The 25,156-nt window shown below is 66.6% G+C and carries 22 protein-coding genes and 2 tRNA genes; 12 read left to right on the top strand and 12 right to left on the bottom strand.

Translation table 11 applies throughout. The features are described from left to right. Positions 1–117 precede the first annotated feature (117 nt). The 5 genes from UB43_RS15315 to UB43_RS15335 all read left to right on the top strand — a co-directional run bounded on the left by UB43_RS15315 (position 118) and on the right by UB43_RS15335 (position 5,164). Positions 118–194, top strand: a tRNA-Met gene (locus tag UB43_RS15315). A 116-nt stretch (positions 195–310) separates the two neighbouring features. Further along, positions 311–387, top strand: a tRNA-Met gene (locus tag UB43_RS15320). Between the two features lie 163 nt (positions 388–550). After that, positions 551–3,184: a bifunctional lysylphosphatidylglycerol flippase/synthetase MprF gene (gene mprF, locus UB43_RS15325; protein WP_045212439.1), complete on the top strand. Its 2,634-nt coding sequence runs from the start codon at positions 551–553 to the stop codon at positions 3,182–3,184. A 1-nt stretch (position 3,185) separates the two neighbouring features. Beyond that, positions 3,186–4,460 carry a virulence factor family protein gene (locus tag UB43_RS15330; RefSeq protein WP_045212441.1) on the top strand — a complete coding sequence of 425 codons (1,275 nt, stop codon included), beginning with the start codon at positions 3,186–3,188 and terminating at the stop codon, positions 4,458–4,460. 140 nt (positions 4,461–4,600) lie between these two features. Next, positions 4,601–5,164, top strand: coding sequence for a cytochrome b (locus UB43_RS15335; RefSeq protein WP_045212444.1), 564 nt, complete (start codon positions 4,601–4,603; stop codon positions 5,162–5,164). A 140-nt stretch (positions 5,165–5,304) separates the two neighbouring features. Here UB43_RS15335 and UB43_RS15340 read toward each other — a convergent pair whose 3' ends face one another. Further along, on the bottom strand, positions 5,305–6,438 hold the full coding sequence (locus UB43_RS15340) for a GNAT family N-acetyltransferase (RefSeq protein WP_045212560.1): 1,134 nt from the start codon (positions 6,436–6,438) through the stop codon (positions 5,305–5,307). A gap of 214 nt (positions 6,439–6,652) precedes the next feature. Between UB43_RS15340 and UB43_RS15345 the strand changes: the two genes are divergently transcribed. Then, positions 6,653–6,901, top strand: coding sequence for a hypothetical protein (locus tag UB43_RS15345; protein WP_045212447.1), 249 nt, complete (start codon positions 6,653–6,655; stop codon positions 6,899–6,901). Here UB43_RS15345 and UB43_RS15350 read toward each other — a convergent pair whose 3' ends face one another. Together UB43_RS15350 and UB43_RS15355 are read right to left on the bottom strand one after the other, a co-directional pair. Next, complete coding sequence (locus UB43_RS15350) at positions 6,902–7,933, bottom strand: glycosyltransferase family 1 protein (protein WP_045212450.1); 1,032 nt, start codon at positions 7,931–7,933, stop codon at positions 6,902–6,904. After that, positions 7,930–8,739, bottom strand: coding sequence for a UDP-2,3-diacylglucosamine diphosphatase (locus tag UB43_RS15355; protein WP_045212452.1), 810 nt, complete (start codon positions 8,737–8,739; stop codon positions 7,930–7,932). Before UB43_RS15355 ends, UB43_RS15350 begins: the two co-directional genes overlap by 4 nt. Before the next feature lie 138 nt (positions 8,740–8,877). Between UB43_RS15355 and UB43_RS15360 the strand changes: the two genes are divergently transcribed. From UB43_RS15360 to UB43_RS15370, 3 genes are all read left to right on the top strand, one after another. Next, positions 8,878–9,642 (top strand): AraC family transcriptional regulator, encoded by a 765-nt coding sequence (locus tag UB43_RS15360; RefSeq protein ID WP_045212454.1) that lies wholly within the window; start codon positions 8,878–8,880, stop codon positions 9,640–9,642. Positions 9,643–9,716: 74 nt separating this feature from the next. Continuing rightward, the gene (locus UB43_RS15365) at positions 9,717–10,058 is read left to right on the top strand and encodes a tRNA-binding protein (protein ID WP_045212457.1); all 342 of its coding nucleotides are present in this window, start codon (positions 9,717–9,719) and stop codon (positions 10,056–10,058) included. Between the two features lie 87 nt (positions 10,059–10,145). Next, positions 10,146–11,012 carry a DMT family transporter gene (locus UB43_RS15370; RefSeq protein WP_045212460.1) on the top strand — a complete coding sequence of 289 codons (867 nt, stop codon included), beginning with the start codon at positions 10,146–10,148 and terminating at the stop codon, positions 11,010–11,012. A gap of 242 nt (positions 11,013–11,254) precedes the next feature. Here UB43_RS15370 and UB43_RS29825 read toward each other — a convergent pair whose 3' ends face one another. From UB43_RS29825 to UB43_RS15385, 3 genes are all read right to left on the bottom strand, one after another. Further along, positions 11,255–11,758 carry a hypothetical protein gene (locus tag UB43_RS29825; RefSeq protein WP_045212462.1) on the bottom strand — a complete coding sequence of 168 codons (504 nt, stop codon included), beginning with the start codon at positions 11,756–11,758 and terminating at the stop codon, positions 11,255–11,257. Positions 11,759–11,879: 121 nt separating this feature from the next. Next, positions 11,880–12,872 carry an ADP-glyceromanno-heptose 6-epimerase gene (rfaD, locus tag UB43_RS15380; protein ID WP_045212465.1) on the bottom strand — a complete coding sequence of 331 codons (993 nt, stop codon included), beginning with the start codon at positions 12,870–12,872 and terminating at the stop codon, positions 11,880–11,882. A 123-nt stretch (positions 12,873–12,995) separates the two neighbouring features. Further along, positions 12,996–13,280 carry a SelT/SelW/SelH family protein gene (locus tag UB43_RS15385; protein ID WP_045212468.1) on the bottom strand — a complete coding sequence of 95 codons (285 nt, stop codon included), beginning with the start codon at positions 13,278–13,280 and terminating at the stop codon, positions 12,996–12,998. A 70-nt stretch (positions 13,281–13,350) separates the two neighbouring features. Here UB43_RS15385 and UB43_RS15390 point away from each other — a divergent pair, with 70 nt between their 5' ends. Then, positions 13,351–15,555, top strand: a complete 2,205-nt coding sequence (locus UB43_RS15390; protein ID WP_045212471.1) for a patatin-like phospholipase family protein — start codon at positions 13,351–13,353, stop codon at positions 15,553–15,555. Between the two features lie 204 nt (positions 15,556–15,759). Here UB43_RS15390 and UB43_RS15395 read toward each other — a convergent pair whose 3' ends face one another. The 6 genes from UB43_RS15395 to recQ all read right to left on the bottom strand — a co-directional run bounded on the left by UB43_RS15395 (position 15,760) and on the right by recQ (position 23,921). Then, a complete protein-coding gene (locus UB43_RS15395; protein ID WP_045212473.1) occupies positions 15,760–18,030 on the bottom strand; it encodes a FimV/HubP family polar landmark protein in 2,271 nt (756 codons plus the stop codon). 294 nt (positions 18,031–18,324) lie between these two features. Next, a complete protein-coding gene (gene slyA / locus UB43_RS15400; protein WP_045212475.1) occupies positions 18,325–18,759 on the bottom strand; it encodes a transcriptional regulator SlyA in 435 nt (144 codons plus the stop codon). 107 nt (positions 18,760–18,866) lie between these two features. Continuing rightward, entirely contained in the window at positions 18,867–19,883 is a 1,017-nt protein-coding gene (locus UB43_RS15405; RefSeq protein ID WP_045212478.1) for a DUF2804 domain-containing protein, read from the bottom strand. Positions 19,884–20,136: 253 nt separating this feature from the next. Then, complete coding sequence (locus tag UB43_RS15410; protein ID WP_045212480.1) at positions 20,137–21,333, bottom strand: diguanylate cyclase; 1,197 nt, start codon at positions 21,331–21,333, stop codon at positions 20,137–20,139. Between the two features lie 67 nt (positions 21,334–21,400). Further along, positions 21,401–21,673, bottom strand: a complete 273-nt coding sequence (locus UB43_RS15415) for a hypothetical protein (protein WP_045212482.1) — start codon at positions 21,671–21,673, stop codon at positions 21,401–21,403. 103 nt (positions 21,674–21,776) lie between these two features. Beyond that, positions 21,777–23,921 carry a DNA helicase RecQ gene (gene recQ / locus UB43_RS15420; RefSeq protein WP_045212485.1) on the bottom strand — a complete coding sequence of 715 codons (2,145 nt, stop codon included), beginning with the start codon at positions 23,919–23,921 and terminating at the stop codon, positions 21,777–21,779. A gap of 196 nt (positions 23,922–24,117) precedes the next feature. On the opposite strand from recQ, the gene UB43_RS15425 reads away from it, so the two are divergent. Then, positions 24,118–24,705, top strand: a complete 588-nt coding sequence (locus tag UB43_RS15425) for a YecA family protein (protein ID WP_045212487.1) — start codon at positions 24,118–24,120, stop codon at positions 24,703–24,705. Positions 24,706–24,712: 7 nt separating this feature from the next. Continuing rightward, on the top strand, positions 24,713–25,114 hold the full coding sequence (locus UB43_RS15430; RefSeq protein WP_045212490.1) for a YbaN family protein: 402 nt from the start codon (positions 24,713–24,715) through the stop codon (positions 25,112–25,114). Positions 25,115–25,156: the final 42 nt, after the last annotated feature.

The following is a 25,156-nucleotide window of genomic DNA, read 5'->3' on the forward strand; positions in this document are numbered from 1 at the left end:
GACACAGAAAAAGGGTCACTCTTCGGAGTGGCCCTTTTTCGTTTGCGCGCGATTTAAATTATTGATCGAAGGCGAAATATCGATTGACAAGACCTTTCACATCCGTAGAATGGCCGGCGCGGGATGGAGCAGTCTGGTAGCTCGTCGGGCTCATAACCCGAAGGTCGTAGGTTCAAATCCTGCTCCCGCAACCAGACACAGAAAAAGGGTCACTCTCCGGAGTGGCCCTTTTTCGTTTGCGCGCGTTTAAATTATTGATCGAAAACGAAATATCGTTTGACACAAGGCTTCATATCCGTAGAATTGCCGCCGCGGGATGGAGCAGTCTGGTAGCTCGTCGGGCTCATAACCCGAAGGTCGTAGGTTCAAATCCTGCTCCCGCAACCAGACATCAAGAAGAAAGCCACTCTTAGGAGTGGCTTTTTTCGTTGTGCGCAAAAAATGATCGCCCACGGGTGGCGTCTCACGGATCAGGAAAATACTCTTCCGGGGACTTGGGAATTCGCGTCAGTGCCCCTACTCTGTCGCGCTAAATCGATTGAGGTGCCCGATGAGCGCCAACCCCGCCACACCCGATACCCCTGCCACCGAGGACGCTCCCAGCCGAGCGACCTGGCTCAACTGGGTGAACGCCAACCGCCAGGCACTCGGCCTGGGCGTGACCCTGGTGCTGTTCAGCCTCGCATTGATCGCCTGCTATCACCTGCTGCGCGACATCGACGCCTACTCCCTGCACGACGCCCTGCTCGACGTGCCCACCACCTCGCTGCTCGGCGCCTTCGCCGCCACTGTGGTCGGCTTCATCTTCCTGCTCGGCTATGAATGGTCGGCCAGCCGCTTCGCCGGCGTGAAGCTGCCTGTCCCGGCGCTGCTGACCGGCGGCTTCTCCGCGTTCGCCATCGGCAACGCCGTGGGCCTGTCGATGCTTTCCGGCGGGTCGGTGCGCTATCGCCTCTATGCCCGCCAGGGACTGGGCGCCGGCGACGTCGCGTTGATGACGCTGTTCGCCAGCCTGTCACTGGGCTGCGCGCTGCCGGTGCTGGCCGCGCTCGCCGCGTTGAGCGACCTCTCCGATGCCTCCCTGGCCCTGCACTTGCCGGAGTGGCTGGTGGCGGTGCTGGCACTGGGCATCATCGCCCTCTGCCTGATGCTGGTGGTTGCTGTCGAACGCCGCCGCCTGCCGGAACAGCCTTCCCCCGACAGCCACCTGGTTCGCCTGGGCCGCCGCACCCTGCGCCTGCCGGGCCTGCGCCTGTCGCTGCTGCAATTGCTGATCACCGCGCTGGACGTGGCCGCTGCCGCCACCGTGCTCTACCTGCTGCTGCCGGAAGCCCCGCCCTTCGGCGCCTTCCTGCTGGTCTACCTGATCGCCCTGGCCGCTGGCGTGCTCAGCCATGTGCCGGGCGGTGTGGGCGTATTCGAAGCAGTGCTGCTGGCAGCCTTCGCCAACCAGCTGGGCGCCGCCCCGCTGGCTGCCGCACTGCTGCTGTATCGCCTGATCTACGTGGTCCTGCCGCTGATCGTCGCCTGTCTGTTGCTGCTGTTCCTTGAAGCCCGCCGCGTGCTGGTGGCCAAACAGGCGGTACGCATCACCTCCGGCTTCGCCGCGCAGATTCTTTCCCTGCTGGTGTTCATCTCCGGCGTCGTGCTGCTGTTCTCCGGCGCCACGCCGTCCATCGACACCCGCCTGGACGAAGTCGGCTTCCTCGTGCCGCACCGCCTGATCGATGCCTCGCACCTGGCCGCCAGCCTGATCGGCGTGCTCTGCCTGCTGCTCGCCTACGGCCTGCGCCGCCGTCTCTCCGCCGCCTGGGCGCTGACCCTGGGCCTGCTGATCGCCGGCGCCGCCCTGTCGCTGCTCAAGGGCTTCGACTGGGAAGAAGCGCTGATCCTCAGCTTCACCGCCGCCCTGCTGGTGATCTTCCGCAGCGCCTTCTACCGCCGCAGCCGCCTGATGGACCTGCCCTTCTCGCCGCTGTACCTGGGTGCAGCCGCGTGCGTGATCGCCGCGTCGATCTGGCTGCTGCTGTTCGCCTACCAGGACGTGCCGTACAGCCACGAACTCTGGTGGCAGTTCGCCCTGGACGCCGACGCGCCGCGCGGCCTGCGCGCCGCGCTGGGCAGCTGCCTGCTGCTGGCCGCTCTGGCGCTGTACTGGTTGCTGCGCACCGCGCCACCGGCCATCCATGCGCCGACTCGCGAGGACCTGGACACCGCCGCCGGCATCCTGGCCAATTCCGCGCAACCCGACGGCGGCCTGGCCCTGTCCGGCGACAAGGCGCTGCTGTTCCACGAGGGCAACGACGCCTTCCTGATGTACGCCCGCCGCGGCCGCAGCCTGGTGGCGCTGTTCGATCCGGTCGGCCCGGCCCAGGCCCGCGCCGAACTGATCTGGCAGTTCCGCGACCTCTGCGACCTGCACCACGCGCGCCCGGTGTTCTACCAGGTGCGCGCCGAGAACCTGCCGCTGTACATGGACATCGGCCTGACCGCGCTCAAGCTCGGCGAGGAGGCCAGGGTCGACCTGCGCCGCTTCGACCTGGAGAGCAAGGGCAAGGAGATGAAGGACCTGCGCTACACCTGGAACCGCGGCCAGCGCGACGGCCTGAGCCTGGAGTTCCATGACGCCGGCAACGCGCCGATGGACGAGCTGCGCGCCATCTCCGATGCCTGGCTGGGCGGCAAGAACGTCCGCGAGAAGGGCTTCTCCCTCGGCCGCTTCACCCCCGAATACCTGCGCTACTTCCGCGTCGTGGTGGTCCGCTTCCAGGGCCGCGCCGTGGCCTTCGCCAACCTGCTGGAAACCTCCGGCAAGGAACTGGCGAGCATCGACCTGATGCGCGTGGCCCCCGACGCACCCAAGCTGACCATGGAGTTCCTCATGCTCGGCCTGATCCTGCATTACAAGGAGAGCGGGCACACCCGCTTCAGCCTCGGCATGGTGCCCCTGGCCGGCTTGCAGCCGCGTCGTGGCGCCCCGCTGACCCAACGTCTCGGCGCGCTGGTTTTTCGCCGGGGTGAGCAGTTCTACAATTTCCAGGGGCTGCGGCGCTTCAAGGACAAGTTCCAGCCCGACTGGGAACCCCGTTACCTGGCCGTGCCCGCCGGACTGGATCCGCTGGTGGCCCTGGCCGATACGGCCGCCCTCATCGCAGGCGGCCTGAGTGGATTGGTAAAACGCTGATATGTTGAAACGACGCTGGCGACACCTGCTCGCCCTCCTCCTGCTGGTCATCATCGCCGTGGGTCTGCTGCTGTGGAGCCGCCCGGCTTCCCAGGCCGCCCTGGAACACCGCCAGTTGCCCGACGGCAGCGCCGTCAGCCTGGCCATCCCCGGCAAGGCCCCGAATGCCCGCGTGCTGCTGGCCGTGCAGGCCGACCAGAAACTCGACGACGGCCAGCTGCTGGCCCTGGCCCACGACAGCGGTGCCCGCGTGGTGCAGTTCGTCTTCCCGGACAAGGACTGCGCCACCCAGCAGGCCCGCATCAAAGCTGCCGGCGAGCTGCTCGACGGCCAGCCGACCCTGGTCGCCGGCATCGGCCCGGGCAGCGCCTGGGCCTTCCGCTGGCTTGCCGGGCAGACCGACGACAAGGCCAAGGCGCTGTCGGTCGGCTTCTCCCTGGAGAAACCCGACTGCGCCGCCACCCCGCTGCCGACGACTGCCGCCCACGGCCACTGGCTCGCCGCCTGGAACGACAACCCGGATGACGCCAGCGCGCGCTTCGCCCGCGGCCTGAAGAACGCGGAAACGGTGATCACCGACTACGACACCCCACTGCCCAAGGTCCTCGCCGACCAACTGCGCCAGCAGCTGCAAGGCGGTGGCGACAATGTGCCGGTGGTGGAAGTCCCGGCCGCCAAGCCCTCGGAAACCGTCACCCTGTTCTACTCGGGCGACGGCGGCTGGCGCGACCTGGACCGCGATGTCGCCGCGCAGATGGCCGAGCTGGGTTATCCGGTGGTGGGGGTCGATGCCCTGCGCTACTTCTGGGAGCACAAGACCCCGGAACAGAGCGCCGCCGACCTGGCCCTGCTGATGCAGCACTACCGCGAGAAATGGGGCGCCAAGCACTTCGTGCTGGCGGGTTACTCCTTCGGCGCCGACGTGCTGCCGGCGATCTACAACCGCCTGCCGGCGGACGCCAAGAAGGACGTCAGCTCGGTGATCCTGCTGGCCTTCGCCCGCAGTGGCAGCTTCGAGATCGAGGTGCAGGGCTGGCTCGGCAAGGCCGGCCAGGAAGCCTCCACCGGCCCGGAAATGGCCCGTCTGCCGGGGCCGAAGGTGCTCTGCGTGTACGGCATCGAAGAGAAGGACGAAAGCGGCTGCACCCAGCCGCAGTCGGTGGGCGAGAACCTGCAGCTGCCCGGCGGTCACCACTTCGACGAGGACTACCCCGCCCTGGCCAAGAGACTGGTGAACGCCATCCGCTCCCGCCAGTCAGCCGACGACGAAGGCTGACCGACGTCAAAGGGCCGCGCATCGCGGCCCTTTCACTTTGCCTTCACGGTTTTTCAGGCAGGGTTAAGGCTCTATGCTGAGACTGACAGCCCCGTCGACAGAACGGGGCGTCACGACTCCGAGCCAAACAAGGAACCGTCATGAGCCTGTCCAAGACCCCGTCCCGCTATGGCAGCCTGTCCATAGCCATGCACTGGATAATGCTGGTGCTGATCGCCGCCACGTACTTCTGCATGGAGTACCGCACCAACTTTCCCAAAGGCAGCGACACCCGCGCGCTGTTTTCCCAATGGCACTTCATGCTCGGGCTGAGCGTCTTCGTGCTGGTCTGGCTGCGCCTCATCGGCCGCTTCATCTACCCCACCCCGCCGATCGTCCCGGCTCCGCCGGTCTGGCAGATGGCGCTGGCCAAGCTTGCGCACCTGGCGCTCTACGGCCTGATGATCGGCCTGCCGCTGGCCGGCTGGATCATCCTCAGCGCCGCCGACAAGCCGGTGCCGTTCTGGGGCATGGAGCTGCCGCACCTGGTGGACAAGAACCCGGACCTGGCCAAGCAGGTGAAGTACTGGCACGAGACCATCGCCGTGCTCGGCTACTGGCTGATCGGCATCCACGCGCTGGCCGCGCTGTTCCACCACTACATCAGCCGCGACAACACCCTGGTGCGCATGCTGCCGGGCAAGGGTGAGGCGAAGCCGGAGTAACTTCTCCGCCGCGCAGCGCCGACCAGCCGTGGACAAGGTCTGCTCCTACAGGGGAAGCTGCCCCCTGTAGGAGCGAGCTTGCTCGCGAACCGCACAACTCCGACACCTGCCGGGACCTCTGTTCGCGAGCAAGCTCGCTCCTACGAAGAGCCGTCCTGACGATAGGGCAGCGCAACACGTGCCTCCTCGGCATAAGCCAGGATGCCCGCCCTCTCCCCCACCAGGAAGTCCTGCACCGCCTCGCGCAGCCCCGGATGACCCAGGCGGTGCCAGGAGCGCGTGATCACCGGCTCGAAGCCGCGGATCAGCTTGTGCTCGCCCTGCGCCCCGGCGTCGAAGCGCTTCAGGCCGTGGCCGATGGCGAAGTCCAGGCCCTGGTAGAAACAGGTCTCGAAGTGCAGCCGGTCGAATTCCGCCAGGCAACCCCAGTAACGACCGTACAGCGTGTCGCCGCCCAGCAGGCTGAAGGCCATGGCCGCGGGCCGGCCATTCTGGTGAGCGAAGACCACGCGGATCGCCTCGGGCATGCGCTCGCCGATCAGGCTGAAGAACGCCCGGCTCAGGTAAGGCGCCTGCCCGCGCACCTCATAGGTACTGCTGTAGCAGGCGTAGACGAAGTCCCAGTGCGCCTCGGACAGCTCGCGTCCTTCCATCCAGACGAAATCCAGCCCGAGCCCGGCGACCTGCTCGCGCTCCTTGCGCAGTTGCTTGCGCTTGCGCGAGCTGAGCGCGTCGAGGAAGTCCTGGAAGTCGCGGTAGCCGCGGTTGCTCCAGTGATACTGGCAGCCCAGGCGCTCCAGCCAGCCGTCTGCAGCGCCCAGCAGCGCATCGGCGGCAGGATCGGTGAAGTTCACGTGCACGCCGGAGCAATGCCCCTCGTCCACCTCACCCGCCAGCGCGCCGACCAGGCTCAGCGCCGCCGCAGGCTCGCCCAGCAGGCGAGCGCCGCCGACCGGCGTGAAGGGAATGCCCACCAGCAGCTTGGGGTAGTACGGGATACCGGCGCGCAGGCAGGCATCCGCCCAGCCCCAGTCGAACACGTACTCGCCGTAGGAATGACTCTTCAGATAGGCCGGCACAGCGGCCAGCAAGCGGCCGTCGTCGTCCAGCAGCACGCGATGGGACGGCTTCCAGCCGGTACGGCCGCCGACGCTGCCGCTTTCCTCCAGCGCACAGAGAAAGGCGTGGCGCAGGAACGGCTGGTCGTCCGGCAACAGGGCGTCCCACTGGCGGGCGTCGACTTCGGTGAGGCGGGAAAGAGTCTGGATTGGCATGGCCGACAGTCTGGCGCGGTGCGCCAGCATTGGGAAGATTCGGGCGGGAAATCTCCAGCCAAGGTGACATTCGCGTTCGTCGGTATCCGGCGGAAGGCCTGCCCCTGTGGGCTATGTTGGGGGTTAACGAGGCTTGCCCGCGCAAGGCGCCGGCACCGTTCCGCTCGCCACCCGCCCCGCTTGGGCCGTTGGTGAACAGCCAGGAGGACGCCCCATGAGCCTGATGCAATGCGAGTACCGCCAGTACACCATCACTGCCGATGTCGTCGAACACCCCGGCATCCCCACTCCCTGGGCCGCCGGCTGCCACATCACCGCCCCGGACGGGCAGACCACCAAGCGCAAGACATTGCCGGTTGAATTCGCCTTCATGTCGGACCTGCAGAAGGCCCAGCATGCCTCCATCGCCCACGGCAAATGGCTGGTGGACCAGCGCCTGGACCACGATCGCCCACTGTTCTGATCAGCCGTTCGCGTAGCCCGGTTCTTCACTGACGGGCAGTTCCGTCAGGCGTACCTGAAGCGCCAGGAATTCCTGCGCCGACGCCCGCCAGGTCTGCCTGCGCGCCCATTCCACGCAGGCCTGGCGATCCAGTTCCAGCGCCCGCAGGCAGGCGCTGCGCAAGTCGGCGTCCATCACCCCGGTTACGCCCTGTTCCAGCACATCCAGCGGTCCCGTCACCGGGAACGCCGCCACTGGCGTGCCGCACGCCAGCGCCTCGTACATCACCAGACCGAGGGTGTCGGTCAGCGACGGGAAGGCCAGCACGCTGGCGCCGCGGTAGGCCTCGGCGAGGTCGTCGCCGTGGCGATAACCGAGGAATTCCACCTGTGGATAAGTTGCTTGCAGCTCAGCTCGCTGCGGGCCATCGCCCACCACGAGCTTGCGTCCCGGCAGGTCGAGGGCGAGGAAGGCTTCGAGATTCTTTTCCCGCGCCAACCGGCCGACATAGAGGAACACCGGTTCCTCCGGCAGTGCGCCCGCCCCCGGTTGGAAGCGCTGGATATCCACACCCTTGCGCCACAGCGCGAGGTTGTCGAAGGCGTGGTCGGCGAACGTGCTACGCATGCGCTCACTGCTGACCAGCACGGCGGCGCTGGGGGCATGGAATCGACGCAGGAAGGCATAGCCCCAGCCCAGCGGCAGCCAGGGCCAGCGGGTATTCACGTACTCGGGGAAGCGCGTGTGGATGGCGCTGCTGAACTTCAACCCCCGGCGCACCAGCCAGCGCCGCGCGGCCCAACCCAGCGGGCCTTCAGTGGCGAGGTGGACGCAGTCGGGAGCGAAGCCGCTGATCTTTTCGCCCACCTTCCACAGGTCCCACGCCAGCGGAATCTCCGGGTAGCTTGGGCACGGGCGATGCCGAAAGTCCTGCGGGGTGAGCAGGCCGACCACATGGCCCTGCCCTTCCAGCTCGGCCACCAGCGCCTGCAGGCTGGTGACCACGCCGTTGACCTGCGGCAGCCAGGCATCGGTGACGATCAGCAGCCTCATGCCGCCGACTCGACCGCCACGGGCTCCTCGGCGCGCGCCTGTTCTTCGGCCAGGCGATACAGCTGGATGCTGCCGTCCCAGTGCTCGATCAGCGCCGAGCAGGACTCCACCCAGTCGCCGCAGTTGAGGTATTCCACCTCGCCGATCTGGCGGATTTCCGCGTGGTGGATGTGCCCGCAGACCACGCCATTGAGGCCGCGCTTGTGCACCTCGTGGGCGATGGCTTCCTCGAAGTCGCTGATGAAGTTCACCGCCGTCTTCACCTTGTGCTTGAGGTACGCCGACAGCGACCAGTAGCCGTAGCCATAGCGGCTACGCCAGTGGTTGAGCCAGCGGTTCAGGGTCAGGGTGAATTCGTAGGCGGAGTCGCCGAGAAAAGCCAGCCAGCGGTGGTAGCGGGTGATGACGTCGAACTGGTCGCCGTGGATCACCAGCAGCTGACGGCCATCGGCGGTGGTGTGGACGATCTCGTCGACCAGGCGGATGTTGCCCAGCAGCAGCGAGGAATAGCGGCGCAGGAACTCGTCGTGGTTGCCGGTGACGTAGATCACCTCGGTGCCGCGCTTGCTCATGGTCAGCAGGCGGCGGATCACGTTGGTGTGCGCCTGTGGCCAGTAGATGCCGCCGCGCAGCTTCCAGCCGTCGATGATGTCGCCTACCAGGTAGATGCGGTCGGCGTGGTAGCGCTTGAGGAAGCCGGCCAGGTGCTCGGCCTGGCAGTCGCGGGTGCCCAGGTGGACATCGGATATCCACAGGGTGCGTACCCGTTGTTTCTTCGTCGGCGTCATGCGTTGCGCGCTGCTCATCGTCGGCGACCTCCAGTGGGGTTTCTCCGAGTGTCGACCCGCGCGGTGAAGCGAAGGTGACCGACTGGCGACAGTCCCGTTACAGCCCACGGCGCGCTAGACTGTCAGCCTGCCCGCCAGCCCAGAAAGCAGCCCTGCATGAGCCAGATCCTCTCCCTGCGCCACTACAGCCATGACCACCTCGCCCACAGCCACAGCCACGCGCAGCTGGTGCTGGGGTTGTCCGGCAGCCTGGATTTCGAAGTGGGCGGGCGCGGCAGCCTGGTGACCCGGCAGACCTTTGCCGTGGTTCCGCGTGACGCGCACCACGCCTGCGCCAGCCCCGACGGCAGCCGCTGCCTGGTGGTGGACCTGGAAGACGAGGAAGACCTGCTCGGTGGCCTGGGCCTGCACAGCGACGCCGGCCGCCGCCTGCTGGAAACCCCCGGCCAGCGCCTGCTCAGCAACGACCAGGCACAGCTGGTGCACTGGCTCGCCGGCAGCTCACTGCATGACCCGGTGCTGGCGCGTCAGGGTGCGATCCTGCTGCTGGCCAGCCTCGCCGCCGGCCAGCAGCGCATCGAGGAACCGGCGCAACTGCCGCTGGCCAGCCTCGACAGCTACATCGACCGGCATGCCGCACACCCGCTGCAGGTGGCCGACCTGGCGCGGCTCGCCGGGCTGTCCGCCGCACGCTTCCACGCGCGCTTCCTCGCCGAGACCGGGCAGACGCCCATGGACTACGTCCGCCAGCGCCGCCTGCAACTGGGCCGCGACCTGCTGCGCGGCTCGCACCAGTCGGTCGGCGAGATTGCCGCGCAGGTCGGCTATGCCTCACAGAGTGCCTTCACCGCCGCCCTGGTGCGCCAGTTCGGCACCACCCCGCGCCAACTGCGCCAGGAGGCGCGCGACAATTCCCGCTAGCCGCGCGACAGACAGCGGCGCGCACAGGGCCTAGACTGCCGGCCATCGAACCAGGCAAACCCGCGGGAGCAGCGATGTCGGCAGACACCATCGAATGGCAGGATTTCGAGCGCGTCGAACTGCGCGTAGGCACCATCGTCCAGGCCGAACCCAACGTGAAGGCGCGCAAGCCCGCCTACATCCTCCAGGTCGACCTCGGCCCGCTGGGGATCAAGACCTCCAGTGCGCAGATCACCGCGCACTATGAAGCCAACGAACTGATCGGCCGCCAGGTGCTGTGCGTGTGCAACTTCGCGCCCAAATCCATCGCCGGCGTGCGCTCGGAAGTGCTGGTCACCGGCGCCTACGACAGCGACGAGAAAGTGGTGCTGGCCGGCTTCGACAAGCCGCTGCCCAATGGCGCGCGCCTGGCCTGACGTTCGTTTCACCGCGCGCCGGCTGATCCGGCGCGCCTTTCCACTTCCAGACAAGGCCCCGCCACAGCAGTCGGCGGGGACTCCGGCATGAATCGCATTACCCAGCTCACGCCCCGTGGCGCCCTGATCGGCCTGCACATCGGCGCCCTGATGTTCGGGCTGTCCGGCATCTTCGGCAAACTCATCCTCGCCGGCCCCCTGGTTATCGTCTTCGGTCGCGCGCTGTTCGGATCGCTGTCGCTGGCGGCGGTGTTCGCCGGGCACTTGCGTCAGCAGAAGCGACCCACGCTGAAACAGGCCGCCATGCTGCTGGGTGGCGGCGTGCTGCTGTGTACGCACTGGCTGACCTTCTTCCTCGCGGTGAAGGTGGGCAACGTCGCCGTAGCCACTCTCGGCTTCGCCAGCTTCCCGGCCTTTACCGTGTTGCTGGAGGGCCTGCTGTTCCGCGAACGCATCCGCAGGGGCGAGTACCTGGTGGTGGCGCTGGTGTGCATCGGCCTGGTGATGGTCACGCCGAGCCTGGACCTGCGCGACGGCGCCACCGCCGGCCTGCTCTGGGGCACCCTCTCCGGCCTGCTGTTCGCCTTGCTGTCGCTGGCCAACCGGGTGAGCGTGCGCGGCATCGACCCGATCCAGGCGGCGCTGTGCCAGAACCTGACGATCATCGCCTGCCTGCTGCCGCTGGTGCTGTCCGACCTGCCCGCGGTCCGCGGCATGGACTGGCTCTGGCTGGTCGCGCTGGGCGTGCTCTGCACCGGCGTCGCCCACAGCCTGTTCGTGGCCAGCCTGCGGCTGATCAAAGCGCGCACGGCGGCGGTGATCTTCGCCCTGGAGCCGGTCTACGGCATCGCCTTCGCCGCCGTGCTGTTCGGCGAAGAGCCGAGCCTGCGCATGCTGGCGGGCGGCGCGCTGATCATCTTCGCGACCTTCCTCAGCGCACGCGGCTCGCACTGACCCCGCGTCTTTTCTGTAGGAGCGAGCTTGCTCGCGAACAAGCCTTGCTCCGCTGCCAAGCGGTTCGCGAGCAAGCTCGCTCCTGCAAGAGCCTCAAGCGGTGCGTGAGGCAAAAAAGAAGGCCGCCGCGCAGCATGCGAAACTCGAACCTTGCCCCGGGGAGGGAATGCCAAGGATTCATCGCACGACAGCCTGCGTGGCGGCCCGTTCGGGATGGCGCCTGTGGATAAGGCGCCGGGGAATCAGTTGATGCTGTAGCCTCGCCCGCTCAGGCAGGCGCCCAATGCGCGGCGGTAGGTGTCGGATTGGCCCGCCGGCGGCGCCTGGGTGGCGGCGGCCGGGTCGAAGCCGCTCTGGCCGACGGCCCAGCTATGGCACTCGTAGCGGTCGCGGCTCTGCTGCTCCGGCGACTGGCCGCTGGCGGGATAGGCGATCACCTCGTAGCTGGTGGTCGGTGCGGCCTGCACGGCCGGCGGCGTCTCCACCGCGACGTACTGGCGGCGGTCGGCGTTCCACAGGTAGTAGGTTCCGGCAGCGACGAAGTAGAGCATGCTGCCGATCCAGACTTCCCGCGCGTAATCCGGCAGGCCATAGCCATGTCCGGGGCCCCAGCCATGGTACGGGCCAGGTCCCGGCCCGCCCGGACCACCGGGGCCGCCATGGGGCCCGGCGACGGCCGCAGCCGACAGGCTCAGGGCCAGCAGGGTGGCGACGGATTTGAGCGCGATGCGCGAGGACAGCTTCATTTCACCTCCAGCCACGGGCGATCCACCGCCCGCCGTTCGTGGTGAACATTGTCTCGCGCCGCCCCTGCGCCGAGTGTCAGCACTGGGTAAAGACTGGGTAAAAAGCCCGATACACGGGGTATCAAGCCTGTTGCAGCAACCACCGGCAGTAACGCTGCACCCCCTCCTCCACGCCCATCATCGGCGCGCGGTAGCCCGCCTCGCGGAGGAAGGCGATATCGGCACAGGTGTAGCACTGGTACTTGCCGCGCAGCTCATCCGGAAACTCGGTGTACTCCAGCAATCCGGCGCGGATCGCCGCGTCCAGGGTCAACGGCTGCAGGTCCTGCTGTTCGCGCAGGGTGTTGATCACCGCCAGGGCCACGTCGTTGAACGGCTGGGCACGGCCGCTGCCGAGATTGAAGATGCCACTGCGCTCGGGGTGGTCGAGGAAGTGCAGGTTGACCTTCGCCACGTCCTCCACCGAGACGAAATCGCGCAGGTGGCCGCCGGCCGGGTAGTCGCCATATTCGCCGAACAGCTTGACCTTGCCGGTCTCGCGGAACTGGTTGAAACAGTGAAAGGCCACCGAGGCCATGCGCCCCTTGTGCTGCTCGCGCGGGCCGTAGACGTTGAAGTAGCGGAAGCCGGCAACCTGGGTGCGAGCGGTGGGCAGCACCTTGCGCACACGCTGGTCGAAGAGAAACTTGGAATAGCCGTAGACGTTCAGCGGCTTCTCGCAGGAGCGTATCTCGCGGAACTCCTGGCCGCCGCCATACACCGCCGCCGAAGAGGCGTAGAGGAACGGCACGCCCAGCGACAGGCTGGCGTCGAGCAACTGGCCGCTGTAGCGGTAGTTGTTGTCCATCATGTAGCGCCCGTCGCGCTCCAGGGTGCTGGAGCAGGCACCCTGGTGCAGCAGCGCGCGCACCACGCCGAAGTCACCGCGGGCGTAGCGCTCGATGAAATCGCGCTTGTCGAGGTAGTCGCTGATATCGCAGTCGGCGAGGTTGGCGAACTTGTCGCCTTCGGTCAGGTCGTCGACCGCGATGATGTCGGTCTCGCCGCGCTGGTTCAGCGCCTTGACGAGGTTGCTGCCGATGAAGCCGGCGGCGCCAGTGACGATGATGCTCATGAGGGCACCTCCTGTGGAGAATGGGTGCTCTCAGACTAAGAGTGGTACGCACGTACCCCGTTGATATGAAGCAAGGAAGTTAGCCAGCTATCGAATGGTTCCGCCGACCGGTACCGCGCCGATTCAGGAGCGGTCGTTGTGCCCCAGGTCACGCTGCGGATCGATGCGGTCGCGCACCCGCTGCTTGAGCACCTTGGCCTCGGGAAAACCGCCGTCGGCCTTGCGCTCCCAGATTGGCTCGCCGTCGCAGGTAATCTGGAAGACCCCACCGGTGCCCGGCACCAGGCTGACCTTGCCCAGGTCATCGCCGAAGGTGCTCAGCAGTTCCTGGGCCAGCCAGGCGGCGCGCAGCAGCCACTGGCACTGGGTGCAATAGGTGATGACGATTTCGGCTTTGGCTTCGGACATGAATCAGACTCTGCAGTAGGACGCGAACCTATAATACCGGTCTGAAACGCCCTACCGGACTCTTCTCTTCATGCGCCGACTGCTGTTCGCCCTCCTTCTGCTCCTTCCTCTCGGCGCCCTGGCGGCGAATACCCCTCCGAAGATCGGCCTGGTTCTTTCCGGCGGTGCGGCGCGCGGCCTGGCACACATCGGTGTGCTCAAGGCGCTGGACGAACAGGGCATCCACGTCGACGCCATCGCCGGCACCAGCATGGGCGCGGTCATCGGCGGCCTGTATGCAGCGGGCTATACGCCCAAGGAGCTGGAACAGCTGGCTTTGGGGCTGGACTGGAAGCAGGCGCTGTCCGACTCGCCACCACGGGTCGACGTACCGTTCCGTCGCAAGCAGGACGACCGCGACTTCCTGGTCAAGCAGAAACTCAGCTTCCGCGACGACGGCACCCTCGGCCTGCCGCTGGGCGCCATCCAGGGGCAGAACCTGTCGATGCTGCTGGAAAGCCTGCTGGTGCACACCAGCGATACGCGCGACTTCGACCAGTTGGCGATCCCCTTCCGCGCGGTGGCCACCGACATCTCCACCGGCGAGAAGGTAGTGTTCAGCAAGGGCCACCTGCCCCAGGCGATCCGCGCCAGCATGTCGATCCCGGCGGTGTTCGCCCCGGTGGACGTCAACGGCAAGCTGCTGGTGGACGGCGGCATGGTCGACAATATCCCGGTCGACGTGGCGCGGCAGATGGGCGTCGACGTGGTCATCGTGGTCGACATCGGCAACCCGCTGCTGGACCGCAAGCAGCTGACCACGGTGGTGGACATGCTCAACCAGTCCGTCACCCTGATGACCCGCAAGAACTCCGAGGCGCAGCTGGCCACCCTGAAGTCCAGCGACATCCTGGTGCAGCCGCCGCTGAGCGGTTACAGCTCCACCGACTTCGGCCGCGTGCCGCAATTGATCGACGCCGGCTACCGCGCCACCAGCATCCTCGCCCCACGCCTGGCGACGCTGCGCAAGCCCGCCGACGCCGAGGCGGTGGCGCTCACCCAAGCGCGCACGCCGGGCGAGCGCCAGCCGGTGATCGACCGGATCGAGGTGGAGAACAACTCCAAGGTCAGCGACGACGTCATCCTCCATTACATCCGCCAGCCGCTGGGCGAGCACCTGGACCTGGAGCGCCTGCAGCGCGACATGAGCACCCTCTACGGCCTGGACTACTTCGACCAGGTGCAGTACCGCGTGGTGCACAACAAGAAGGGCGCGGACGGCAAGTCCGACAACGTGCTGGTGATCCACGCGTACGGCAAACGCGGCGGCACCGATTACCTGCGCCTGGGCCTGAACCTCTCCGACGACCTGCGCGGCGACAGCACCTTCAACGTCGGCGGCAGCTACCGCATGAATGGCATCAATCGCCTCGGCGCGGAATGGCTGACGCGCGTGCAGATCGGCGACCAGCAGGAGCTCTACAGCGAGTTCTACCAGCCATTGGACGTCGGTTCGCGCTACTTCGTGGCTCCCTACGTGTTCAATGAGGCCCAGAACGTCGAGGCCACCGACAACGACGACCCCATCGCGGAGTACCGCCTGGAGCGCTATGGCTACGGCCTCAACCTTGGCCGGCAGATCGCCAACAACGGTGAATTCCGCCTCGGCGTGGCCCAGGCCTTCGGCAAGGCCGACGTGCGCGTGGGCGAGCAGGACCTGCCGGACTTCCACTTCACCGAAGGCTACGCGCAGCTGCAGTACTCCTTCGACACCATGGACAACGTGGACTTCCCCCGCGAGGGCGAGAACATCCAGACCTCCTTCCGCGAGCACACGCCGTCCCTGGGCGACGACGACCGCTACCGGCAGTGGGACATCCGCCTGGACAAGGCGCTGAGCAGCGGCCCGAACACCTGGGTGCTGGGTGGCGGCTACGGACGCACCATCGACGATGCCGAGGTGGTGGTATCGAGCTTCCTGCTCGGCGGCGCGCGGCAGCTCTCGGGCTACCGCCAGGACGCGCTGGCCGGGCAGAACTACAGCCTCGGGCGGGTCATCTACTACCGGCGCATGACCGAGCGCTCCTTCCTGCCGCTGGACTTCCCCTTCTACCTGGGCGGCAGCCTGGAGCGCGGGCGGGTGTGGAACAACGACAACAGCTACGACACCGGCTACATCAACGCCGGCAGCATCCTCATGGGCTTCGAGACACCACTGGGGCCGCTGTCCTTCAGCTACGGCCTGAACGATGCGAGCGAGCACGCGGTGTACATCAACCTGGGCCGTAATTTCTAGGGCCTCACGCAGAGGGTGCAGGAAACCTGCAGGAGCGAGCTTGCTCGCGAACGATCCCGCCGACAGCTCCGGCACCAGGCGGTTCGCGAGCAAGCTCGCCCCTGCAAAAGCCTTCGCGGCCCGATCCTCGGGCGGTGAGCAATACCGGCCTCCCGCCAATGAAAAAGCCCGGCATGTGCCGGGCTTTTTCATTCAGACAGCGGATCAGGCAATCAGCGCCAGCAGCTCGCGCGCTTCGGCCTTGGCCTTGGAGTCGCCGCTGGCGATCACCTGCTTGAGGATGCCGTAGGCCTCATCCAGGTTGCCCTGGTCGATGCACTTGCGAGCGCGATCGAGGCTGGCCAGCAGTTCGTCGTGCTCGTGGCCGATATCGTCCGGCAGGTCGAAGCTCAGCTCCTCCTCCACGCCCATGGTCTTGCTGCCATGGCCGAACATCTCGCCGTGCTCGCCCAGGTCCAGTTCGGTGATTTCCGGCAGCTCGTGCAGATTGCTGCGGAAGTCCGACGGTACATCCTGCGCGGCCTTGGGTGCGGCCTTGCCTTGCCTGGGCGAGTCGAAGGGGTTGTCCAGCTTGTCCCAGTCCAGGTCCAGCGACAGGTCGCTGAGGTTCATCGCGAAGTCCGGCTGGTCCTGCGCAGCCCTGGGTTGTTCCAAGGGAGCGGCCGCAGGTTCACCCAATTCAAGATCGTCCCAGTCGGTGAGCGTCTCGCCGGTGGGCGGCTGCAGGGTGTCTTCCGGGCGAATCAGCATCGCCGGGTAGCGCGACTTGAGCTGGTCGATCTGCTTCTGGTCACCGCCAGCGGCCACCAGGGCGTGTTCTTCCTCATGGAAGCCGGTCACGTCGCCCAGCTCGGCCAAAACCAGCAGCAGCTTCATGCGCAATTCACGGCGATTCGGCTCGGCGTTGACCGCCTTGCGCAGCATGTCGCGGGCCTGGGTGAAGCGGCCGTAGGCGATGTAGATATCCGCGCCTTCCAGGCTGTCCGCGCTGGCGGCGGGCAGACGGGCGACGCCCGGCTCCGGTGTGGCGACCACCACCGGATGCGGCGCCGGTACGGGAGCCACGACAGCAGCCGCCAACGGCTTGACCTGCGGGAGCGGCTTCACCGGCTCGGGCGCAACCGCGCGCAGGGGCGGCATCTCGACCGGTTTTTCCTCGCGCTTGCGGCGGGCGAACAGCAGGCCGACCAGCAGCGCGCCAAGAGCGCCGGCGCCCAGCCAGGGCCAGTAATTGAAACCGGAGCCCTGGGCATCCTGCGCCGGGGTTGCCGGCTGTGCGACGCTCGGAGCGGGGGTGTCCTGCTGCGCCGGCGCCACGGAACCGGGAGCGGCCGGCACGGCATTGGTCGTGGCGTTGCCAGTCGGTGCACCCGTTGCCGGAGCATTGGCTGCCGGGGCATTGCCCGCGGCTTCCGCTCCCTGGCGGCGATCCAGCTCGGCCTGCAGCGACTGTACCTGCTGGTCGCGGCTCTGCAGGGCCTGCTGGAGGGATAGCAACTGCTTCTGCAGGTCGTCCATGCGCTGGTTCATCTGGTCGCGCTGGGCGTTGGCCAGGAGCAGGTCGGCTTCCACCTTGGCGACGTTGGCATCAGCGGCCGGCGCTAGCGGCGCGGCAGCGTTACCCTGGGCCTGGGCCGGAGCGCTGGCCACAGCAGAGGCAGGTGCCTGCGGCGCGCCGGCGGGCTGCTCGACAGCCGCCGACGGAGCGGCGGAAGCGGGCTGCGGCGCCGAGGCCGTGCCAGCAGTGCCGGCGTGCTGCTGGCCCTGCGGCAGGACCAGCGTCTGGCCAACCTTCAGGCGGTGCGGGTCACCATTGACGAAGGCCTGCGGGTTCAGCGCGACGATGCTGTCCATCAGCTGCGCGCGCGTGGCGCCGCTACCGGTCAGGCGCGAACTGATCTTCCACAGGGTGTCATTGCGCACCGTGGTGTAGCGGCCATCACCCGCCGGCAACGGCGGTTGTGCCGGCGCGCGGCGCACGGGCTCCGGACGGTAGACGTCCGGGCGGTAACCGGAAGAGCGCGAAGGCGCGATGTCGCTCGCCCCGACATTGGCGGCCACGCTGCGGTTGGCGCTGTACTCCGGCGGATCGATCAGCACGGTGTACTCGCGCAGCATGCGACCGTTGGGGCGCTCCACGGCGATCAGGAAATTCAGGTAAGGCTCGTGCACCGGCTGCGTGGACACCACCTTGATGTAGCCACGACCATTGCGGATCACCGGGGTGAAGCGCAGGTTCTGCAGGAACACGAAACGGTCGACGCCAGCGTTCTCGTAGTCGGCGGGACTCGCGAGCTTCGCGATGAGTTCGTCGGAGGTCATGTCGCCGGTTTCGAGCAGGGCGATCTCGGCATCCAGCGGCTGGTTCAGCCCGGAGTGCAGCGTGATGTCGCCGAGCCCGAGGGCATTCGCGTGAGCGGAGACAAAAACCGAAAGTGCGGCAAGCGTCAGCGGAATTCTATTTATTCGAGCCATAACCCCATCCCATTGTCCGGGTCTGCACGCCATTCCCTGACCACTCGAAAGCGGCAGGCTGAACCTGTCCACACACTTGAAGCCATGCCGGACTACAGACCGCACACACCACCCCTCTGTACCTTGCAGGGTACAGGCCGTCTGATATCACGGATTAGGTGTTGCGCGGGGTTTGGTCAAGATAAATCGTCGAAAAACCGGCGAATGGTTAAGCGTTGGATAGCGAATGGCCAGCGGCCCGGTGAGGGACCGCCAGAAAAATGGCTACTTTACCCGAATAACGTGATGAATTGCTCAGTTTCGCTCGAGATTGCCGAGAATCCGACTGAGCGTTTTCTGGCACAGCGCGATTTCTTCTTCCGAAATCCCCGCCAGCACTTCGTTGCGAACGGCGGCGGCGATGTTCTCGATATCGGTGATCAGAACGTCTGCCTTGGGGGTAAGGGCGATGCGCTTGGCGCGGCGGTCTTCGGCCACTGCCTGGCGACGGACCAGCCCCTGGGCTTCGAGACCATCGAGCAGGCGGGCCAGGGTCGGACCTTCGACACCGACCGACTGGGCCAGCTCGCGCTGGGTCGGGGCGGCGGAGTGACGCGCCAGGTGCAGCAGCACCAGCCAGCGAGCCTGGGACAGGCCGAGGTGGCTGAGACGGCGGTCGAGTTCGGCCCGCCATGCACGCGAAGCCTGGGCCAGTTGGGTACCGAAGTAGTGCTTATCGTTATCTGACATTGTTCCGCAAATTTCGGGAGTGAATCGGCTAAGTTGATTTGACTAATTATTAGCCAGCTAATCAAGCCCGTACAATGACAGATTGTCGCAGGGTGTAAATCGCTATTTCACCATTTCGCGTACTGGTCTTCTACGAACCCCCACAGGTTCTCGATGCGCACCTCGGCCTGCCCCGCCGGTCGCAGCACACCACTGAAGCGCCCGAAGATCTGCTTGAAGTTGCTGGCCAGCACGCCGAGATTGAGACGCTCCTGGTGCAGCCCGTGGGCCTCGAAGTGAAGTTCGACCTGGCCGTCGTAGGAGCGGATGGTCCAGGGTAGCAGCGGATGGTCGCGATCGAACTCGAAACGCACCGTGTCGACCTTCAGCAATTGGCCGTCGAGCCAGTAGCAGTTCTCGGTGAAGCTGGTCTCGTTGACGCCGCACGACAGGTTCAGCCCGATACGCCGCCCCTGTGTCTCGCCGGACAGGCAGGCCCAGTTCCAGAAGGTCTCGCGGCGCATGTAGCCGGCGGACCAGTCGTGGTGGGCGTAGGCATCCAGCTCGCGCAGGTCGTAGTTGCCCAGCGCGCTGCGCACCTCGCCGTGGCAGTGCACGCCGGCCACCTTGCGCGCATAGACCCAGCCGTTCACCGCCGTCGGCGTGCAGAGGCTCATGGGCTGGAATGCCGGCTGCTCCTCGCTGAAACGGGCATTGATGCGGGTGCCATCGTCCAGTTCCACCAGTAGACGCTTCTCGAAGGGCGAGGAGCTGTTTTCCAGGCGCAGCAGGTTGCGCCCCTGGCGCAGTTCGCAGACGCCATCGTCGGGCGTCTGCGAGAAGTTCGCCCCCCTGCCCAGCGGGCACTTGAACTGGCGCTCGATCATCCGCCCACTCTCGGGGTGGTAGAGGTAGACGAAACCGACAGTGAGCAAACTGACATCCGCCAGAGCACAGCCGCCGATCAGCGTCGGGCTGATCAGGCCGAAGTACTGGAACTGGTGGAAGCTGCGCCACTTGCTCAACGCACCGAGGCGCCGGCCCATGGGCGAGCGGAAGTCGAAGTCGCGGTAATTGATGGTCGCCGGGGTGCCGGGAAAGATGCCGTAGTGCGGTTGGCCGTTGGGCTGGATCAGCTGCTGCATGGGCGCGGGCTCGGTGACGGGGTGCGGCGCATGCTAGCACCGGGCCTGCTCGCGCCGCAGTCACCCACGGCGCCAGCTCGGGGGACCGAATCGGCCACCGCCGAAAACACCTGACTCGCTGTAGAAGCGGGCCATGCCCGCGATCGCGGACAAGGTCCGCGTGACCGGCACCTATCGAAAGCGCTGCGCAAGTTGAAGGAAGCGCCCTACAGGCGCTATTCGCGGGCATGGCCCGCTCCTACAAGGTCACGACTCAGGCGACGACCTGGTTGCGCCCGAATGCCTTGGCTTCGTAGAGGGCACGGTCGGCATGCTCGTAGATGCTGCGCAGCGGATGCCCGGTCTCCGGCCACAGGCAGGACACGCCGATGGACAGCGTCACCTCGTCCGCCGTCAGCGACCCTTCGTGGGCAATGCCCAGCGCCTGCACCGACTCGCGCACGACTTCGGCGCGCTCCCTCGCCTCACGCTCACTGGCACCGTAGAGCAGCACGGCAAACTCCTCGCCCCCCAGGCGCACAGCCATGTCCAGCGGCCGCCGGGCACTGGCCATCAACACCTCGCCGATACGCTGCAACACACCATCCCCGGCCTGGTGGCCGTAGCGATCGTTGTAGGCCTTGAAGTGATCAACATCGCAGAGCAGCAGCGCCAGCCCCACGCTCTCGCGCTGGGCCTGGCGCCACAGGCGCTCCAGCTGGCGGTTGAAGCTGCGGCGATTGTGCAGGCCGGTCAGCGCGTCATGCTCGGCCATGACCTTCAGCAGGCGGCTGATGAGGAAGTGCTGGCGAGACTTGTAGTCCAGCAGGTAGCAGCCCACCGCACCGACCAGGTTGGCCAGCAGCAGGAACACCACGTTGCCGATCAGCTTGGGCAGCGGCAGCCCGGCGTACAGCTCGAAGCCCACGTAGGCCAGCAGGATCGCGGAAGCACTGCCCACCGCCTCGGCGAAGCGCAGGCCAATCAGGAAGTAGGCGGCCATGCTGACCAGCAACAGCCCTTCGTAGGGATAGCTCTGGTCCACGGTGTGGGCGATACCGGCGACAGCCGCCGCGCCGATACCGACGCTGAGGATGCAGGCCAGGCTCAGCGGCACCAGCAGGTGGATATGGCGACGCTGCAGGATCAACCCGCCGCAGACGCTCAGCAGCACCAGCACGCCGATGCGCACGGCAAGCATCTGCCAGTGTTCGGGACCACGGATGAGGAGGAAATCGATGGCCGCCAGCGCCAGCCAGATCAGCACGCCGATGGTCAGCGCGGTGCGCTTGAGATCGAAGCTGTCTTCCAGCAGGTAATGGCGGTACTGGGTCTCGAGGTCGGGTTCGAAACGCAGGCGGCGAAAGCCCCGGGAGAGCTGTTCGGCATAGGCATTGGAGCGAACGTCGTCCAGCCAGCTTTGTTGTTGTGGCACGCTCACCTCTTCTCGTGGAGGTCTAAGTGCCACCATAGCCGTTCGGGACGTGCGTCACAAGTTTGTCGTTTTGCCCCGTCACGAAACTGACAGGGCAACGCACTCACCAGCGATCGTCCCGGGAGTTCCGGTAGCGGTCGTGGCCGTAGTACGAGTCATTGCAGTAGCGACGCTCGGAGCGGCCGTGATGCTGGCGGCAGTCGCGATCGTCGTCATCGTCATCCTTGGACATGATGACCAGCCCGGCGACCAGCGCGACCGCCGCCACGCCGATCAGGGCGTTCTTGCCGCCTTCAGTCAGCCCGCCACCACTGGCACATCCACTGAGTTGCCCGACGACCAGCAGCCCCGCCACTACCCGCACCCAGCTCGCCATCTGTCACTCCGAAAGCGATCCGTACTGACAGCTATGACTGGTGGGAAAAGGCGCCGTTGCTGGCACATTGATATTTCATCTGTAACGCCGTATTTCGGCGCGATCAGACTTCCAGCTCGGCCTGCAGGGCGGCGCGCACGCAATGCAGAACGCCCAGCGGGACGCGGCCTTCGAACAGCTCGGCGATAGCCGTCACCGGCGGCAGCTCACCGTCCTCGTCGAGGAAGGCATCCTGGATCTCGCCAAGCAGTTCCTCGGGCAGGTCCAGCGCCTGTTCCAGGCCCAGCTGCTGCTTGCCGATGGCCTCGGCCAGCAGGCTGTAGACGTTCTTCTCGCTGCAATCGAGCTGGCGGGCGATCTGCGCCGGGGTCATGCCGGCGCGGGCCAGGGTGACCAGCTCGTGGCTGAGGTCGGCCACGGGTGCCGGGGTGGCGGGCGCCGCCTCGGATTCGGTGAGCACATCGAGGAAGGCCTGGCCGTAGCGCTCCAGCTTGCGCGCACCGACGCCGCTGACCTGGGCCATTTCCGACAACGAACGCGGCTGGCTACGAAGCATTTCCAGCAGCGTCGCATCGGGGAAGATGACGTAGGGCGGCACCGAGTGCTCCTGCGCCAGCTTGCGCCGCAGGGTGCGCAGGGCTTCCCACATCTCGCGCTCTTCCTGGCGCACCAGCTGGCTGGCCGAGCTGGCTCCGCCGGAGGAGGAAGACTTGTTGCGCTGCGGCTTCGGATCGCGGCGCAAGGCCAGCGTTTCCTCGCCGCGCAACAGCGGACGGCAGGCCTCGGTCAGGCGCAGGCCATTGAAGCCATCGACGTCCACGTCGGCGAAGCCACGGGCGACCAGCTGGCGGAACAGCGTGCGCCACTCGTCCTCGCCACGGGATTTGCCGATGCCGAACACCGCCAGGTGCTGGTGCCCGACGCTGCGCACCTTCTCGGTGTCCTTGCCCAGCAGCACGTCCACCAGGTGGCCGACGCCGTAGCGCTGGCCGCTGCGGTAGATGGCCGACAGCGCCTGGCGCGCGGGCTCGGTGGCGTCCCAGGTCTCCACGCCGTCGACGCAGATGTCGCAGTGGCCGCAGGGGTTGGGCATCACCTCGTCGAAGTAGGCCAGCAGCGCCTGGCGGCGGCAGCGGGTTTCCTCGCACAGCGCCAGCATGGCTTCGAGCTTGTGCCGCTCGACGCGCTTGTGGCGCTCGTCGCCCTCGGAGTTCTGCATCATCTGCCGCAGCAGCAACACGTCCTGCAGGCCGTAGGCCATCCAGGCGTCGGCGGGCAGGCTGTCACGGCCGGCGCGGCCGGTTTCCTGGTAGTACGCCTCCAGGCTCTTGGGCAGGTCCAGGTGCGCGACGAAGCGCACGTTGGGTTTGTCGATGCCCATGCCGAAGGCGACGGTGGCGACCATGATCAGCCCTTCCTCGTTGAGGAAGCGCTTCTGGTGATAGGCGCGCAGGTCGTTGGACAACCCGGCGTGGTAAGGCAGCGCCGGGAAGCCTTGGTTGGAGAGGAACTCGGCGACCTCCTCGACCTTCTTGCGCGACATGCAGTAGACGATACCGGCATCGCCGCGGCGCTCGGCCAGGAACCCCAGCAACTGCTTGCGCGGCTGCTCCTTGGGCACGATGCGGTAGAAGATGTTCGGCCGGTCGAAGCTGGAGAGGAACTGCTCGGCGTCCTGCAGGTGCAGGCGCTGGATCATCTCCTCGCGGGTACGCATGTCCGCCGTGGCGGTCAGGGCGATGCGCGGCACGTGCGGGAACAGTTCGGCGAGCTGGCCCAGTTGCAGGTATTCGGGACGGAAGTCGTGGCCCCATTGCGACACGCAGTGCGCTTCGTCGATGGCGAACAGGCCGATCTCCAGGCGCTGCAGGAAGGCCAGCATGCGCGGCTGCACCAGGCGTTCCGGGGCGAGGTAGAGCAGCTTGATCTCGCCGCGCTGCAAGCGGTCGGCGATCTCGCGCTGGGCCTCGGGGCTCAGCGAAGAGTTCAGCGCCGCCACCGGCACGCCCAGCTCGTCCAGCGTGGCGACCTGGTCCTCCATCAGCGCGATCAGCGGCGAAACCACCACCGTCAGGCCGTCCCGCAGCAACGCCGGGACCTGGAAGCACAGCGACTTGCCGCCGCCGGTGGGCATCAGCACCAGGGCATCGCCGCCGCCGGCCACGCGCTCGATGATCCGCGCCTGATTGCCGCGGAAGGCGTCGTAACCGAAAACGTCTTTGAGGATGCGCAGTGCCTGATCGAGCATGGGGTACTCCGAATGAAGCCGCGCATTATACGCAAGCGATCCTGCTGCGGCCGGCACCTTGTCCGGGAAACTGCGGAAAAATCCGTCACATGCGTCCGAACCCCGCGTCGGCTCAGGCTGGACGGGCATTTGGCTTTTGCCGCGGGCCGGCGGAAAGACTACAATTCGGGACCGATCACCTCCGAGGTAGTACCCGATGTCCTTCGCCGACCAATTGTCCCGCCTGCAAGCCTTTCTCGATGCCGATGACCTGCACGAGGAAGCCTTGGACTACGTGGCGGCACACGGCTACCTGACCGCCCTGGCGATCTGCCCGGAGGAAGTGCCGGAGCGCGAGTGGATCGACGCCCTGTTCGCCGAGCCGCCGCACTACCGCAGCGAGGAAGAGCGCAGCGAGATCGAATCCACCCTGGTCCAGCTCAAAGCGCACATCATCCGCCAGATGGCCGGCGACGAGGAGCTGGAGCTGCCCTGCGAGCCTTACCTGGGCGACGAGCCGGATGACTCCGACATCCGCGGCTGGTGCATCGGCTTCATGGAAGGCGTGTTCCTGCGCGAAGCCATCTGGTTCGAACAGGCCGAGGAAGAAGTCAGCGAGCTGCTGCTGCCGATCATGGTCGGTTCCGGCCTGTTCGACGAACAGCCCGAGTTCGACGAGATCGCCAGCGACCGCGGGCTGGTGGACGACATGGTCGCGCAGATCCCCGAACTGCTGACCAACCTGTTCCTGCTGTGCCAGGCGCCGGAAGAGAAGCCGGCTCTGCTGAAGCCGCGCACTCACTAAACGCTCGATGTCTTCGCGGGAAATCCGCCAGAGCCGCCACGCCTGGGTTCGCTACTGCCTGCTCGGCGTCGGCTGGCTCAGCGTGGCACTGGGCGTGATCGGCATCTTCCTGCCGGTGCTGCCCACCACGCCCTTCCTCCTGCTCGCTGCCGCCTGCTTCATGCGCAGTTCCCAGCGCTTCTACGACTGGCTGGTGAACCACCCGAAGCTCGGGCCGTGGATCCGCGACTACCTGGACGGCGAAGGCATCCCGCTCAAGGGCAAGGTGTACGCCATCGGCCTGATGTGGTGCAGCATCCTGATTTCAGGATTCATCGTGCAGCGGCCCTGGGCCTGGGCGTTCATGCTGACCAGCGCGACGCTGGTGAGCATCTACCTGATTCGGACGAAGACGCGGCGCCTGGATTGAGCCCGCTGCGCGCTCGAATAACCCCCCCCCCGCCCCCCCCCC

Source organism: Pseudomonas sp. 21 (genome assembly GCF_000955805.1).
GTDB lineage: Bacteria > Pseudomonadota > Gammaproteobacteria > Pseudomonadales > Pseudomonadaceae > Pseudomonas.

Bases quoted from the DNA above. Each gene is read 5' to 3' on its own strand.
- UB43_RS15370 (WP_045212460.1), top strand. From the start codon at position 10,146: ATGAATCGCATTACCCAGCTCACGCCCCGTGGCGCCCTGATCGGCCTG.
- UB43_RS15415 (WP_045212482.1), bottom strand. From the start codon at position 21,673: ATGGCGAGCTGGGTGCGGGTAGTGGCGGGGCTGCTGGTCGTCGGGCAA.
- recQ (WP_045212485.1), bottom strand. From the start codon at position 23,921: ATGCTCGATCAGGCACTGCGCATCCTCAAAGACGTTTTCGGTTACGAC.
- rfaD (WP_045212465.1), bottom strand. From the start codon at position 12,872: ATGAGCATCATCGTCACTGGCGCCGCCGGCTTCATCGGCAGCAACCTC.
- mprF (WP_045212439.1), top strand. From the start codon at position 551: ATGAGCGCCAACCCCGCCACACCCGATACCCCTGCCACCGAGGACGCT.
- UB43_RS15410 (WP_045212480.1), bottom strand. From the start codon at position 21,333: ATGGTGGCACTTAGACCTCCACGAGAAGAGGTGAGCGTGCCACAACAA.
- UB43_RS15345 (WP_045212447.1), top strand. From the start codon at position 6,653: ATGAGCCTGATGCAATGCGAGTACCGCCAGTACACCATCACTGCCGAT.
- UB43_RS15330 (WP_045212441.1), top strand. From the start codon at position 3,186: ATGTTGAAACGACGCTGGCGACACCTGCTCGCCCTCCTCCTGCTGGTC.
- UB43_RS15365 (WP_045212457.1), top strand. From the start codon at position 9,717: ATGTCGGCAGACACCATCGAATGGCAGGATTTCGAGCGCGTCGAACTG.
- UB43_RS15395 (WP_045212473.1), bottom strand. From the start codon at position 18,030: ATGGCTCGAATAAATAGAATTCCGCTGACGCTTGCCGCACTTTCGGTT.
- UB43_RS15350 (WP_045212450.1), bottom strand. From the start codon at position 7,933: ATGAGGCTGCTGATCGTCACCGATGCCTGGCTGCCGCAGGTCAACGGC.
- UB43_RS15340 (WP_045212560.1), bottom strand. From the start codon at position 6,438: ATGCCAATCCAGACTCTTTCCCGCCTCACCGAAGTCGACGCCCGCCAG.
- UB43_RS15385 (WP_045212468.1), bottom strand. From the start codon at position 13,280: ATGTCCGAAGCCAAAGCCGAAATCGTCATCACCTATTGCACCCAGTGC.
- UB43_RS15360 (WP_045212454.1), top strand. From the start codon at position 8,878: ATGAGCCAGATCCTCTCCCTGCGCCACTACAGCCATGACCACCTCGCC.
- UB43_RS29825 (WP_045212462.1), bottom strand. From the start codon at position 11,758: ATGAAGCTGTCCTCGCGCATCGCGCTCAAATCCGTCGCCACCCTGCTG.
- UB43_RS15405 (WP_045212478.1), bottom strand. From the start codon at position 19,883: ATGCAGCAGCTGATCCAGCCCAACGGCCAACCGCACTACGGCATCTTT.
- UB43_RS15335 (WP_045212444.1), top strand. From the start codon at position 4,601: ATGAGCCTGTCCAAGACCCCGTCCCGCTATGGCAGCCTGTCCATAGCC.
- UB43_RS15355 (WP_045212452.1), bottom strand. From the start codon at position 8,739: ATGAGCAGCGCGCAACGCATGACGCCGACGAAGAAACAACGGGTACGC.
- UB43_RS15390 (WP_045212471.1), top strand. From the start codon at position 13,351: ATGCGCCGACTGCTGTTCGCCCTCCTTCTGCTCCTTCCTCTCGGCGCC.
- slyA (WP_045212475.1), bottom strand. From the start codon at position 18,759: ATGTCAGATAACGATAAGCACTACTTCGGTACCCAACTGGCCCAGGCT.
- UB43_RS15430 (WP_045212490.1), top strand. From the start codon at position 24,713: ATGTCTTCGCGGGAAATCCGCCAGAGCCGCCACGCCTGGGTTCGCTAC.
- UB43_RS15425 (WP_045212487.1), top strand. From the start codon at position 24,118: ATGTCCTTCGCCGACCAATTGTCCCGCCTGCAAGCCTTTCTCGATGCC.